Source organism: Desulfosporosinus fructosivorans (assembly GCF_004766045.1).
Classification (GTDB): Bacteria; Bacillota; Desulfitobacteriia; order Desulfitobacteriales; family Desulfitobacteriaceae; genus Desulfosporosinus; species Desulfosporosinus fructosivorans.
Genome location: NZ_SPQQ01000001.1, coordinates 130,795 through 143,930, shown reverse-complemented (window position 1 = coordinate 143,930; position 13,136 = coordinate 130,795). Strand labels below are relative to the sequence as shown.

The following is a 13,136-nucleotide window of genomic DNA, read 5'->3' as shown; positions in this document are numbered from 1 at the left end:
CCAATTAGGGGATTAATGAGCTAAGATATCCCCTATAAGTTTCTCGTTATTACTACAAATTACCCCTGTTCCACCTAAAATATATGTTTTGGTTGTCTTGCCGCTTAAACTAGTTAAGAAGGCTTGAGTATCCACATTGACGCCCTCTTTTGGGATTAAGAGCATGGGACTCCCACTTAGCGCTGCAAAAGCACCACCAGTTAAGCCATCTGCAAAAGTTTCTCCCGTGGCGATGACGATTGATTTGGGATCTTGGTTAAAATGCTTCACAATTTGTAACATCGTATCATATTTTGTTTGCCCAGCCAAGCGTAAGGGGCCATAGCTTGCCAGAGCACCTCCCGCGCTGTCAAATGCAGCGGAGATGGCAAATTTCCCTCCAACAATATAAGTCTTAGTGACCTTGAAGTCTTTTAATACTTGTTTGGTGGATTCGGGTAACGTTCCCTGGTCTGTTAAGAGGATAGGAATTCCCAAAGCTGCTGCTGGGGCAGACGCTGATAGGGCGTCTGGAAAACTTGTACTCGATGCTAGGATCACCTGTATGTTGGGGCCGATTTTCCTGGCAATCGCTGCCGCTGTATCGGCTGCCGTGTTACCAGAAATTCGCTCGAACGTAAGATCAGCTCCAACAATCGCGTTAGTAACCGTCTTAGATATCGCGCCTTCTCCACCAATGACGTAGACTTTACCGCCCGGGGCAAGTCTTTTCAGTTCTTGTAAGACGACGTTATCAAGCTTACTAGTCGACGTTAAAAGCAAAGGTGCTTTGAGTTTCTTGGCTAGAGGGGCCGCTGCCAAAGCGTCTTGAAAACGGTCTACTCGAGCAAGCAGTACAACGGGGGAAGACTTGTCAGCCCACCCTTCTTTAGATATCATGATCGCCGTGTCTTCAGCCCGCATCCCCGCTAGACGAGTAATGCTCACTGCATCAGGCTGGTTTGTAGTTGGCGGTGAGGTTGGGGGTGGAGTTGTGGGTGGGGTTATGGGTGGGGTCGAGGGTGGATTTGATATGGGTGTACAGGTTTTTTGGTAGCCTATTTTAGCCCGTTCTGTAAGGGCAGCATCTAAGATCGGCCCCTGTTGTACTGTTAAATAGTATTGAGCAGCACTGGCGTTTGCGGAGTCGGTCCCTACCAAAGCTAATTTATCCGCTTCAGCTAAGAGTTTAACATAGGCGCCAAGCAGGCCCGTTTTTGCCTGTGCCACGAGGTTGGCATCCGAGTTCTGCCCCAGTAACAAGATACAATAGTATTGAACAGCGCTTGTAAGAGAGCTCCCTGTTCCTGCGAGAGATAATTTATCTGTTTCAATTAAGAGTTTACTGAGTGAACTCTGCAGACCAATTCTGGCCCGTTCAGCAAGCCCCGCATTAAGGCTCGGACCTTCTAGGACAGTCCAGTAGTATTTAGCTGCCGTGGCGTACGAAGAATCTTTACGCTCAAGGGCTAAAGCATCCGCTTCCTCTAAGAGTTTGCTATAGGAGCTAAGGATTTTCTGTGAGACAGTCGCTTTATCCGTGACTAACGGGCTATTAAAGGCGGTGTTATAAAATCCTAAGGCATAATACGAACCCCAGCGAGCATAGTTCTGCCAATAGTCCCCATTGGCTGCATCCGCACCAGGGCCCCCGCCGGACGAAATTAAGAGATTCCCGTCGATCACAAGGTCCCCTGCATGGGTCGGTGAAGGCGTACTCCAGCGACTTTGGAGGCTGGGAGGATTTACAGGAGGTAAAAGATCTTTGGAGATTTTTGTGGCTCCTGGGGCGAACTTAATGGCGCTATTGTACTTTTGTCCCAAAAGACTAAAGACCGAGTCCTGATAAGCAGGTTTAGTCGTCGCGAAATTCGGGTTATTTCTGGCACCCCAACTATTATAGGCCCACACGGCAAAGTACCAGTTTTCTAAAACGTTGCGGTCTCCGTTTCCAATCTTGGGGTTTGCTCGCCACTTCTGGTTGAGCATTTGACAACCCACTTCAATATTATAATCGATATCATTCTTGAGTCTCTCGATGGTCACTGTGTCCGTGGAATTATAAGAAGAAATTTGCATAATCCCAATTCCGATACCATCATAGCCGATTAAAGGTTGATCGGTTAACGGTTGTCCCGTCGTTGGATCGAGTTTATATTGCTTCCACCCGCTCTCCATCCAAACAACGGCTTTGAGGAGTGCAGGTGGTATATTGTACTTATTAGCCATAACCTCTAATTTTTTGCCAATTTCATTGTAGTAAGCCGTTTGATCAACAGCCGCCATAGCTGGTCTGGCCGGAATTAGCTGTAACATAAAGAGCCCAATGATCAGTACTGCCATGATCTTCCTGTAATGACGTGTCTTCATACTTCCTACCCCATCCTTTCCATACCCTAAGTCATATACTTCATTCCCTTCCTTATTCGACACGTTAGGAGTGAGTTCCTCCCCAAAAACTAGGAATCGACCGCTACAAAACTACAAAAGCTTCTCTAGTTAACTCATTGTGGTTAACTAGAGAAGCTGATTTTACAAGAATTGAGCAAGAATTGGGGACGGTACTCGCCCTTGCACCAAAGGCCCCCTAGCTTAACCTCTACAATTGACTAGCCAAGCTTACCAACAGAATGAAGTAAAGATCCAAAAAGATTAGAATCAGACCTTTAGCTACCTGAAAGATTTTGCCCTGGTCCACTTTTTCGATTCGTATGTAGGCTGAGTGTGAACCCCTTTAACAATAAGGCGATTAGCTTTTTTAGGAGCAGACTTGATCCTATCAGGATTATAAGATAGAGACCCAAAGACAAGAATTTGTTGGGCAGAATATAAGGAATACCGAGCCTGTACATAAAAACTGCCTCAAATAAATAAATTTCAAAGGAAATCGAACCTATGAAACGCAGGAGCCGTGAGTAAAGACCACAGCGCTCTATAATGATCATCAGAGACAGGATCGCTACCGAAAAGCTGAAATTGGAGACCATATAGGGTCCTAACCCCAGGTCATTATTTATAACATTAATGTTATAAACCCAGAAACCCAGAAGTCCAAAGAGACCTAGCCCAACGTTCACAATTTTCTCACTGAAGCCCGGCTGACGGAAAAGGGCAAAGAGTGCTCCGAGCGGAAACATGAAGGAGTGAAGACCCCATTGCCAATACACTTGTTCAGTGAAGTTCATTTGGGAATGATATCGGAAAAGATAAGCAGCCCCAAATAATAATCCAACGCTTAGGATATTCGGCAGCTTAAGACTAAAGATCAGATAGTAAATTAGGTACCACATCAAGATAAAGGTGATATACCACATCGTCGCATCCATCGTCAACTGCAAATCGAACCCTACTAAAGAAAGTACAATTGTTTTCAAAGAATACATTTTGCCTTTAAAATAATCAAGCATAAGCCATAAAGTAGTCACTAGCGCATACGGGAGCATTACCGCGCGTATGCGCCGCACAAGGAAGCTCTTATCCATGCCATTTTTTAAAAAGGAGGTTGTCAGTCCATAGCCAGAGAGGATCAAGAAAATCCCGACGCCCTCTGCCCCAAAATAATTAAAGGTGTGGTTCGAGCTATCAATGAACTTGGTTACAAAAAGGTGCCCTAAAACAACTAAAATAATGGCAATTCCCTTTAATTGTTCTGTCGACTGTTTATTTATCATACAAGGCGTCCAGAGAAGATCAAGAAACCAAACATCACAAAATGAAGGGTAACTAGAATGGCGAGCAGGTCCCACATCGGTCCTTTTCCCCAAAACTTCCAGGTTCTGTTCTTGCGGTCCAGAAAGTCAAAGCTGATCATTAGTCCCGCATGATAAAGCCCATAGAGGATATAACGGAGATCGATTCCGTGCCATAATCCCATAATTCCAAAAAGCAGGAAGTACCCTACGTACGGAGCGGTGTAGCGGTTACGAAAGCGCTTTTTCTTAGCTGAATCGAGGACAAAGCGCATATAAATGTAATCTCGGAACCAAAACGATAGCGAGATATGCCAGCGGTTCCAAAAGTCCTTAATATTTTTAGAGATGAACGGTTTGTCAAAGTTCTCGGGGGTTTTAATGCCCAACAGATAACTAACCCCGATGGCAAAGGCGCTGTACCCTGCAAAGTCAAAGAAAAGATAAAAACTATAGGCGTACATGTATTGAAACGTCGGCAGGAAGCCAAAGGCGTGGTTCAGCGGATCAAGCCAATACTTATTGATTAGATAGGCAATGATAAATTTATACAGAAAGCCTCTAAAAATGTAATCCAGTCCATGGACAGCCAGATCCCCGTATTCCTGCCGGGTAAGAGGTTTATAGAGATCCGTAATAAAACGTCGGTAGCGGTCAATAGGCCCGGAGGCTAGAGTGGGGAAAAACAGGACAAAGCTGATGAAATCTAAGAAGCGAATGTCTTTGATCAACCCATCGCGGATTTCTATAATGATCCCTACTGTACGAAACGTTAGATAGGAGATTCCTATAAACCCGATCACAGTTTGCCAAAAACCCAGAGCGATAACACTGGGGTTTAATTTCACACCCACCAGAGGCAGAATGGATAAGACAATCATCAGATAAAAGACACCGACTTGGTTTTTCCCGTTTTCCCTTGACCTATAGGCCAAATAGAGCCGAACGAGAATCCACTGAAATAGGAGATAACCCACAATCTGATAGAGTACGTCCAGCGGACGTGCGATGTATTGCAGCATACCTAGCGTAGAAAGTAAGATCCAGGCGGCTCGAACCCTACCCGTTGCTCCAAGAATCCCTAGCAAAACGGCTGGGACTAGCGGTATCAGTAAATAGATAAAGAAAGTAAAATTTTCATACGGCGTCATTATAGTCCTCCTAGTAAAGCACGTCGGTCTGCCTTACCATTCGGCGTCATGGGCATTTTCTCCAAGAATTTAAACCGGCGCGGTATCATATACTCCGGCAAATGTTCCCGCAAATTCTCCTTCAAAGCAAGAACTGCCTTGAAGTCATCCTCCACAGGCTTACTCACCGTAATAAAGGCCTGTAAATACTCTACTTTGCCTCGACGTTCTATAGGTAAAACCACGGCATTATCTACGCTCGGGATTCTTCTGAGATTTTCCTCGATTTCTCCTAATTCGATCCGGTAACCATGGAGTTTAATTTGAAAATCTAACCTCCCCTGGTAGAAGAGGAGTCCTTCCTTAAACAACCCGGCATCCCCCGTCCGGTAAGCTCTCCAAGTCACGCCCTGTTCTTGCCAGGTGAAAAACGCCTTCGTCGTTTGCTCCGGATTGTTCAGGTAACCGACACTTACATTGGGCCCAGCGATAATCAGTTCTCCTGTTTCTCCATCGGATAGCGCCTCTGGTCTGTGGGGCAAACTCCCGTTCCCCGACGCAATCTCTGCTGCTAATTTATCGCTATCGCAAATCAGGACCTGAGCATCTTGTTTAGCCCGACCTACTGGAAGTGGGTTAAACTCACTCAGAATGTCCGGGGTGATCGTCAGAGTAGTTACTGCCACCGTAGCCTCGGTTGGTCCGTAGAGATTTTCCACCTTGGCTCGAGGAAATCGCTGGATAAGTTTAGAGGCACAATCATGGGTCAGAATTTCCCCGCAGAAGAGAAAGTGTTTGACGCGTGGCAGGAGGGTATCCTTAAAGCTGGGATCCATTAAACATACCTCGGCAAACGAAGGGGTTGATACCCAGTAACTAACCTCAGACTCTCCAAAAGACCCAAACAGTTCTTTAGGGTGGGCAATTTGGTCCTTGTCCACACTCCACAGAGTCCCCCCCGTACTTAAGGACATATATAAATCCATCACAGAAAGGTCAAACGAGAACGGGGCCTGATTTAGAAAGACCTCGTTTCTTTCTTCAGGAAGGTATTCCGAGTTGACCCAGTTCAGAAAACTCTCTAAGACTCGCAATGTAATCTGAACCCCTTTGGGTACCCCAGTACTGCCGGAAGTATAAATTATGTAGAATACTTCATCAAGTTGCACCTGCCAAGAAGACGGCGGAACCTCCAACCGATATCCACTGAAGATACTGTTCTGCCCACCTAAGGAAATAGAATCTTCGATGCTAACGCTTGTGGCGACGATCTCTTTCGGAACAAGCTGCGGGGAAAGAACTACTCGTGCACCCGAGGCTTCGATTATTTGCCGTAGACGTTCCGTCGGCACGGACGAATCCACAGGTATATAGGGATAGCCCGCTTTGATACAAGCGATAAATAATACCAACATCTCATTTTCTTTATGTCCGTACACAACTACAGGGGTTTGACGGGCGATACCCTGAGCAAGGCTCAGTTCATGAAGCCAAAGCGCAGCAGAATCAGATCCATTTTCTAAGTCAGCATAGGTTAAGGTGGTATCTGCATGCCGATGTGCCACCCGTTCGGGACATATTCTAGCCCATTCATGGATTTTCTCGCTAAGCATAAAAACACATTCCCCATTCACCTAGAAGTTATTGTAAATAAAAGGAGCCGCGGTTTGCTGCTTCTGTACTAAATAGAGAATAAACAAACCCAGCAGGATGAGGTAGTAATAGGATACTCGTCCTACCCATAACAGAGTGGGGTTCCATGACTTAGGCCCCTTCGTGATAAAATTGGTCCAGCGCTTCATCGACATACACCCATCCTTTCCACCCTAAATGCATAATATCCTGCAAGAAGTAAGGATCATGTTCATGATCTCCAAAATTGGCCACCTGGAAGCCCTTGTCTCTGACCATTTTCTCGATTCGAGCATAATAAGCATCGCGTTCTTTAACCGGAAAACCAGTGTAATCGTACCAAGCACCATTTACTGGCACAATAATGAACATCGGTTTAGCTTTCCCCTCTTGGAGTATTTGTAATAAAAGTTCGAGGTCCTGATATTCGGGGGATGGATATAAGGCCGCATTGGAGGCTGAAGCCCGATTATTGGCCAGGTTAGGTAAAACATACTCTGAGTAATATGTATCCATAATATCAAATTGGTTATTTTGAGATGCTGCTTTCCCCTGTCCGATCGCCATATCCTTCAATTTTAGCCACGAGGGAAGCTCTTTTGCGCTAATTGTGGCATTCGTTGTAATACTTGCTGGGCTAAGAAGTCGAGAATAACGAATAGTTTTAGCTGCGTCGATGACTTCAAGCGCCGCCATTTCAACTCTTCCCTTAAGCTCTAAATTTATGTTCTGGAGATTTCTCTTCTGACCTGGGACTGCCTGTTGAATAAGTAGTGCCTTAAGAGTAGGCTGTTCTTTAAAACTGTCTGGAAAAGCCAAGAGACGCTCTATCAATTGAGCTTTGGTCTGTCCCGACAAAGAGGAATTAAAAATCATCCGATAAGCATGGAGTGGAGAAAAATTCTGATTAAAGTACACCGGAGTAATTCCTTCTGGCGTAAACCACTGAGCAGAAACGATGACGGCGACCTTCTTGTCCTTTAGGGAACCTCCCAGCGCCGCCATATTTAAAGCATGAATAAGATCTTGGGTTCCACCTCGTCCCACAAGAAAGGGGACAAATCCAGTGGGTTTTCCGTTAAAAATACGGGACGGATGAAACTCCGAAATAGCCGAAAATTCCGAAGACCCGTAAACCGGAAGGATATCTGGAGAATTCAAGGCCCTTTTCTGCAAGATCATGCCCTGAAAAGACACAGATGTTTGTGATCCCCCGATGGTTTGGGTAACTCCTTGTTTGAGCCATAAACGCTCCACAATCTGTTGGCTTAACGGGCCCATCCAAACTATTGTTATCGAAAAGAGGAGGCCGGCAATGAGCATCGGCCATAGACGATTTCGATTGTTCATGAAGAACTTCGCTCCTCCAAGTATGCAATAATTTTATTGGCAGTTTCCCATTCCTCACGTTCCATCTCTGTCGGAGCCACTTCAATCTCAAGCTGCTCATGAATAGCCACAAATAATTCAATGATTCCAAAAGAATCAAGCAAGCCGTTCTTAAATAACTCCAGATCTGGGTTCCGCTTTATTTCATCTGTGCCACAAATATCAGTTAGAATATCAAGAATTTTTTCTCTTATCAAGACTGTTCCTCCTCTATTGGGGGCACGATGCAATATGCCCTGATCTAAGTTGGATGCAAGTTAGGGGACGGTTCTCTCGACTTGCATGTATGTAAGTTAGGGACGCTTCTCTCGACTTGCATGTATGCTGGCCTCTAAACTTCTGCGCAAGTTGGGGACTGTTCTCCCCACTTGTATATATGCATGTTAGTGACGGTTCTCAAGACTTGCATGTATGCAGTCCTCTAACTTCCTCTGACTTCTGGTCTCAGTCTTCTGATTTCTGGCTTCTGAGCTCTGATCTCTGTCATCTATCTTAGTACGCCCCTTTGCCAGAGAACACGACAGAAAAGGTTTTCCAGAGAATCACTAGATCTAACCAAAAACTCCAACGCCTGACATAGTCCACATCATAAGCTAGAGTTTGTCCCAAGGTCAATTCACTCCGTCCGTTCACTTGAGCCAATCCAGTGACCCCGGGCAAGACGTTAAGACGCAGCCGTTGTTCCGGCGAATAGTGTTTTACAATATCCGGGACTTCAGGACGAGGCCCTACAAGACTCATATTCCCACGTAAAATATTAAGTAGCTGTGGCAGTTCATCCAAACTGGTTTTACGCAAGAACCTCCCACTGCGTGTTATCCGGGGGTCATCCTTCTCCTGGAAAACGAAGTTTTCCAAGTCGGTTACTTTTTCTAGCTTTGTCTTTATTAAGGCGTCGGAATTTTGAATCATTGTCCGAAACTTATAAATGGTATAGGACTTGCCCCCCCGGCCCACACGTGTTTGGGTGAAAATAGCTGATCCCGAAGAATCCATGCGAATCCACAGGACAATGAAAAGCCACAACGGAGATACGATCACAAGAAGAACAGCCGCAACTAAAAGGTCAAGCAGCCGCTTCAGAATAAGTTGCCCTCGAGAATATTCAAGCTCTTTACTTTCCGTAGAAATCGCAGAAGCCGCAGATCTCTGTCCCATCCCTTTATCTCCCTTCTTCATGATGTACTCCCTCGTTAGTTTGGCCTGGACACGCACAGAATAAAACGTCCGTGAACGGAACCTCCGTCCTTCTTCATCAAGCCAATGAGGCTTTGTTTGCAACAAGAGAGTGACTTGCGTAAGCAGTAGCCAAACTTCGCCTCAAACTCAGGCGTAGGCGGGACGGAGCACAGGACGTGCTCCGCCGGCATCCGAGACAGGAGTCGAGTTGCCGAGCATCCCGCCGGAGCCCGAGCTTGAGACGTTAGTTTACTTGCGAAACGCACAGAATAAACGTTTGTGAACGAACCCCCCCCGTCCCTTCTTCATCAAGCCCAAGAGGCTTTGTTTGCAACAAGAGAGTGACTTGCGTAAGCAGTAGCCAAACTTCGCCTCAAACTCGGGCGTAGGCGGGACGGAGCACAGGACGTGCTCCGCCGGCATTCGAGACAGGAGTCGAGTTGCCGGGCATCCCGCCGGAGCCCGAGTTTGAGGCGTTAGTTTGGCCTGCGAAACGCACGGAACGAACGCTTGCAAACAAAGCCTCGCCGTCGTCGTCTCCAGTCGTCTCCAGTCGTCCCAGTCGTCGTCCCAGTCAGGCTTACCGTCGAAAACGCTCCACAATTCCCTTCACAGCATTGATGACATCTTCCGTATCTTGCGAAGTCATCTTTGGATAAAGTGGCAAGGAGATAATACGTTCAAACGTCGTTTCCGCCTGTGGGAAATCTCCTTTTTGGAAACCAAACGTATCTCTATAGTAGGGATGCATTGGGACGGGAATAAAGTGTACACTCGTTCCAATCTGTTCCTTCTTTAATTCTTCGATAAACTCAGTTCGGTCAATGGATAGCATCTCTAGGTTTAGTTTCAGGATATACAAATGCCAGGCATGGCGGGCGTAGTCTTTTTCGACTGGAATTTCTAGTTCGGGCATTTTACCGAACTCTTCGTTAAATCGCTCGGCTATTTCTAGGCGAACTCCCTGCATGCGCTCGAGCTTTGCAAGCTGAGTTATCCCGAGTGCTGCTTGGATGTCGGTCATATTATATTTGAAACCGGGATAAAGAACTTCATAGTACCATGAACCCGACGCCGAATAGCGATTCCAGGCGTTCCGGCTCATACCGTGTGAACTCATAATCCTGATTTTCTCAGCCAGAGCATCATCGTTTGTGGTGACCATACCACCTTCTCCAGTTGCCAGGTTTTTCGTGGCGTAGAAGGAAAATGCGGTTGCATTAGCAATTGAGCCAATTAATTTCCCTTTGTACTTAGTATAAACGGCATGGGCCGCGTCCTCAAGGACAAAGAGATTGTGTTCCCGGGCGATGTCCATAATCTCATCCATCTCACACGGATGTCCAGCCATATGTACCGGAATAATTGCTTTGGTACGGGGCGTTATCTTTTTACGGATTTCGTTCACATCGATATTCATGGTCACTGGGTCGATGTCTGCGAAGACCGGTGTTGCTCCAGTATGAATAATCACGTTTGCAGAGGCGGCAAAAGTCATCGGTGTTGTAATCACTTCATCCCCGACACCTAGTCCAGCGGCAATTAGCGAGAGATGTAACCCCGCCGTACAGGAGTTCACAGCAATCGCATGTTTTACTCCTACATACTCTGCAAACTGAGCTTCGAACTTGTTAGTTTTTGGACCCTTAGTGATCCAATTTGATTTAAGACTATCCACCACTTCGGCGATATCGTCTTCTTCAATAAGAGGTATTCCATAGACTAGAAATTCTTTACGCATAGGGTTAACAATCCTTTCAAACCAAACCATTGAGATACCTACAATTCTGCTTCGAAGCCATCAAATATGAGCACGAAGTACTCGTTCATATACGAGTTCCATTTGGGTTACGTTTTTTTGCCAATCGTAGTGTCTAAGCACATGCGCTCTTCCTTTTTGGCCCATTCTATCCCTCAGGGCAGGATCCTTAATTAGATGTTCCATCGCCTTACCTAATTCGGAAATACTTTCTGGGGGGACAATCAAACCAGTTTCTCCCTCCACAATCACTTCCGTCAGTCCTCCAACCCTGCTGGCAATCACTGGACGGGCACAGGCCGATCCTTCTACAGCCGTTACGCCGAAGCTTTCCTGCCGGGAAGGGACAACCACCACATCCACACTTCGATACAAATCAGCGACGTCGGTATTCGGAAGTCGCCCCAACCATTCAATACAGTCGGCAACCCCTAGCTTCTCTGCTAAGCCCTCTAAGGCCCTTCGCTCTGGACCTTCCCCGGCGATCCGAAGCAGTGTCTGGGGAAAACGTTCATGCACCTGAGAAAACGCCTCGATCAAAAGATCTAGCCCATACACTGAGTGAAGGCCTTTGGCAACTCCAAACACAACGGGAGTATCTGTGACCCCACTTTTTGGCGGGGGTACGTGTTCTCCCGGCGCGGGAGAAAAGTAAGTCGTATCCACTCCAAAGGGAATAATCTCAACACCTTGTTGCAGACCTATATATCGGTGCATTTCAATAGCCATAATGTCACTGCTCGAGCACAAAACGTCCGCATGACTTAGAATCCATTTTAACAGACTTTGATGTAAAAACGAAATTCGGGGGAAAGAAAAGATGTCACTGCCCCAAGCAGAAATAATGAGCGGATGCCTTCGAGTCAAGGCTCCGAGCAATCCAAAGCTCGTCGCGTAATGAGCATGGATTAAGTCTGGTTGAATCTCTGCGACCTTTTTCCTTACCCATGCCTGGCGTAATAGTACATCCACCTTGTCCCCGGCCAAGCGAGGAATCAGATGAACCTTCACCTGGGGGAGCTCCGCGGGCAGGAAACTTAAGATGTCTACCTCCCACCCTCGTTGTGACAAGGCTATTGCCCATTTTTCAGTATGAGAGCTAGCTGCATTGGCTAATAAACAAAGTTTAGCCATTCCAATCTTCCCCCCATGATTTCCATTGCATGGCTAGGCTCAATCCCCAAAAGGCCCAAATCATAGGATCTTCAAAGAAGCGACCTTCCCCCTGGGAACTGAGCCAAACCACGAAAACACTAATCAAGACTGCTTGCGCATAAGCATTCATCTGATTCAACACTCGCAAATTCATACCCGCTAAAATAAGGAGAAAGGCAAACATGCTCACAATCCCGAGAATTCCCATCTCTGCAGCCACAGTGACCAGGCTGGTATGTGAGCGCATGACGGCATCACTCCAGGGCACAATGTAATGGTATGGATTTTCTAGGGCCCACTGAAAGTTTCCCAACCCAACTCCCGTCAGTGGGTTTTCAATAAACATGGCCCAGCCACCCTTAATTAGGTGTTCTCGCTGTCCAAGGGCACTAATTCCAGTGAAAAGTGTTTCGAACCGAACCCGGATGCTCGGGATCAGATAAAGAGCAACAACTCCCAACGTTCCCAGGCCCAGGGCACTCCAACGCGTTCTCCAGTGTTTGGCAGTTCCGATAACCAATATAAAGAGCCCGAAAAGCAAAATGAGCCAAGCTGTTCGCGAAAAGGTAACCCCTAAGGCCGCTACTTGTATAAGAAGGGCTAGGGCAGTCCCGATGCGCAAAGGCCATTCGCGCCGTAGGAGGAGGAGCACTGTCCCTAAGATGGAGATGTTCAGATAACGAGCGAAGATATTTGGATCTATGAACGTTGAGTTCACTCTCCGCACACCAGAGGCTATGTCATTTATGCCTCCACCCCAGATCCATTGAGGGCTTATGTATTGAATCAACCCTATAACCGCAGTAAGCGTGGCCATAACAAAGATCATCTTAAAAACACGCTCAAAAACCGTCTTGCGGTCTGCGCCCAAAGCCACACTTATTCCGACTGCGAAGAGGACAAGTAAACGCATACCTTCAATGATTGTTGTCCTTGGTTGGAGGGCCATCGTCAGTGAGACGAGGGCAGCGATAAACAAAGGAACCACCGCCCAGATTAAAGGGGCCCCAGCTAAGCGTCTGAGGGTCTTCCCTATTCCGTCCTGCACTAAACGCACCGCTCCCCAGGCAATGAGGAGAAACATGCCAATGCGCAAAAAGGTTAAGGTGCTCGACGTTTCCGAACCGCTTTGATACGGTGGAAACAGTACTTTACTGATATCCCATGGTACCAAGGCAAAAAACAAGGGAATAAGCCAATCACTCCATCGTTTCACACATTCAC

General features: G+C 46.6%; 11 protein-coding genes. All 11 read right to left on the bottom strand.

All coding sequences use genetic code 11. The annotated features are described in order from the left end of the window. Positions 1 to 12: 12 nt before the first annotated feature. Positions 13 to 2,349: a cell wall-binding repeat-containing protein gene (locus E4K67_RS00640; RefSeq protein WP_135545123.1), complete on the bottom strand. Its 2,337-nt coding sequence runs from the start codon at positions 2,347 to 2,349 to the stop codon at positions 13 to 15. A gap of 296 nt (positions 2,350 to 2,645) precedes the next feature. Then, positions 2,646 to 3,650 (bottom strand): acyltransferase family protein, encoded by a 1,005-nt coding sequence (locus E4K67_RS00635; RefSeq protein ID WP_135544496.1) that lies wholly within the window; start codon positions 3,648 to 3,650, stop codon positions 2,646 to 2,648. Further along, the gene (gene dltB, locus E4K67_RS00630) at positions 3,647 to 4,819 is read right to left on the bottom strand and encodes a D-alanyl-lipoteichoic acid biosynthesis protein DltB (protein ID WP_135544495.1); all 1,173 of its coding nucleotides are present in this window, start codon (positions 4,817 to 4,819) and stop codon (positions 3,647 to 3,649) included. The genes E4K67_RS00635 and dltB overlap by 4 nt, the downstream gene beginning before the upstream one ends. Continuing rightward, positions 4,819 to 6,411: a D-alanine--poly(phosphoribitol) ligase subunit DltA gene (dltA, locus tag E4K67_RS00625; RefSeq protein ID WP_135544494.1), complete on the bottom strand. Its 1,593-nt coding sequence runs from the start codon at positions 6,409 to 6,411 to the stop codon at positions 4,819 to 4,821. The genes dltB and dltA overlap by 1 nt, the downstream gene beginning before the upstream one ends. 21 nt (positions 6,412 to 6,432) lie before the next feature. Next, complete coding sequence (locus tag E4K67_RS31415; protein WP_158408355.1) at positions 6,433 to 6,600, bottom strand: teichoic acid D-Ala incorporation-associated protein DltX; 168 nt, start codon at positions 6,598 to 6,600, stop codon at positions 6,433 to 6,435. After that, on the bottom strand, positions 6,563 to 7,780 hold the full coding sequence (gene dltD, locus E4K67_RS00615) for a D-alanyl-lipoteichoic acid biosynthesis protein DltD (RefSeq protein WP_135544492.1): 1,218 nt from the start codon (positions 7,778 to 7,780) through the stop codon (positions 6,563 to 6,565). Before dltD ends, E4K67_RS31415 begins: the two co-directional genes overlap by 38 nt. After that, positions 7,777 to 8,016, bottom strand: coding sequence for a D-alanine--poly(phosphoribitol) ligase subunit DltC (dltC, locus tag E4K67_RS00610; RefSeq protein WP_135544491.1), 240 nt, complete (start codon positions 8,014 to 8,016; stop codon positions 7,777 to 7,779). Before dltC ends, dltD begins: the two co-directional genes overlap by 4 nt. A gap of 295 nt (positions 8,017 to 8,311) precedes the next feature. Further along, positions 8,312 to 8,977: a sugar transferase gene (locus tag E4K67_RS00605; RefSeq protein ID WP_135545122.1), complete on the bottom strand. Its 666-nt coding sequence runs from the start codon at positions 8,975 to 8,977 to the stop codon at positions 8,312 to 8,314. 601 nt (positions 8,978 to 9,578) lie between these two features. Beyond that, positions 9,579 to 10,739 (bottom strand): DegT/DnrJ/EryC1/StrS family aminotransferase, encoded by a 1,161-nt coding sequence (locus E4K67_RS00600; RefSeq protein WP_135544490.1) that lies wholly within the window; start codon positions 10,737 to 10,739, stop codon positions 9,579 to 9,581. Between the two features lie 60 nt (positions 10,740 to 10,799). Beyond that, positions 10,800 to 11,891, bottom strand: a complete 1,092-nt coding sequence (locus tag E4K67_RS00595; RefSeq protein WP_135544489.1) for a glycosyltransferase — start codon at positions 11,889 to 11,891, stop codon at positions 10,800 to 10,802. Continuing rightward, positions 11,884 to 13,128, bottom strand: a complete 1,245-nt coding sequence (locus E4K67_RS00590; RefSeq protein ID WP_135544488.1) for an O-antigen ligase family protein — start codon at positions 13,126 to 13,128, stop codon at positions 11,884 to 11,886. The genes E4K67_RS00595 and E4K67_RS00590 overlap by 8 nt, the downstream gene beginning before the upstream one ends. Between the last annotated feature and the right edge of the window lie 8 nt (positions 13,129 to 13,136).

Coding starts and splice junctions, on each gene's coding strand:
- E4K67_RS00640 (WP_135545123.1), bottom strand. CDS start 2,349: ATGAAGACACGTCATTACAGGAAGATCATGGCAGTACTGATCATTGGG.
- dltD (WP_135544492.1), bottom strand. CDS start 7,780: ATGAACAATCGAAATCGTCTATGGCCGATGCTCATTGCCGGCCTCCTC.
- E4K67_RS00605 (WP_135545122.1), bottom strand. CDS start 8,977: ATGGGACAGAGATCTGCGGCTTCTGCGATTTCTACGGAAAGTAAAGAG.
- dltA (WP_135544494.1), bottom strand. CDS start 6,411: ATGCTTAGCGAGAAAATCCATGAATGGGCTAGAATATGTCCCGAACGG.
- dltB (WP_135544495.1), bottom strand. CDS start 4,819: ATGACGCCGTATGAAAATTTTACTTTCTTTATCTATTTACTGATACCG.
- E4K67_RS00595 (WP_135544489.1), bottom strand. CDS start 11,891: ATGGCTAAACTTTGTTTATTAGCCAATGCAGCTAGCTCTCATACTGAA.
- E4K67_RS00600 (WP_135544490.1), bottom strand. CDS start 10,739: ATGCGTAAAGAATTTCTAGTCTATGGAATACCTCTTATTGAAGAAGAC.
- E4K67_RS00635 (WP_135544496.1), bottom strand. CDS start 3,650: ATGATAAATAAACAGTCGACAGAACAATTAAAGGGAATTGCCATTATT.
- E4K67_RS31415 (WP_158408355.1), bottom strand. CDS start 6,600: ATGAAGCGCTGGACCAATTTTATCACGAAGGGGCCTAAGTCATGGAAC.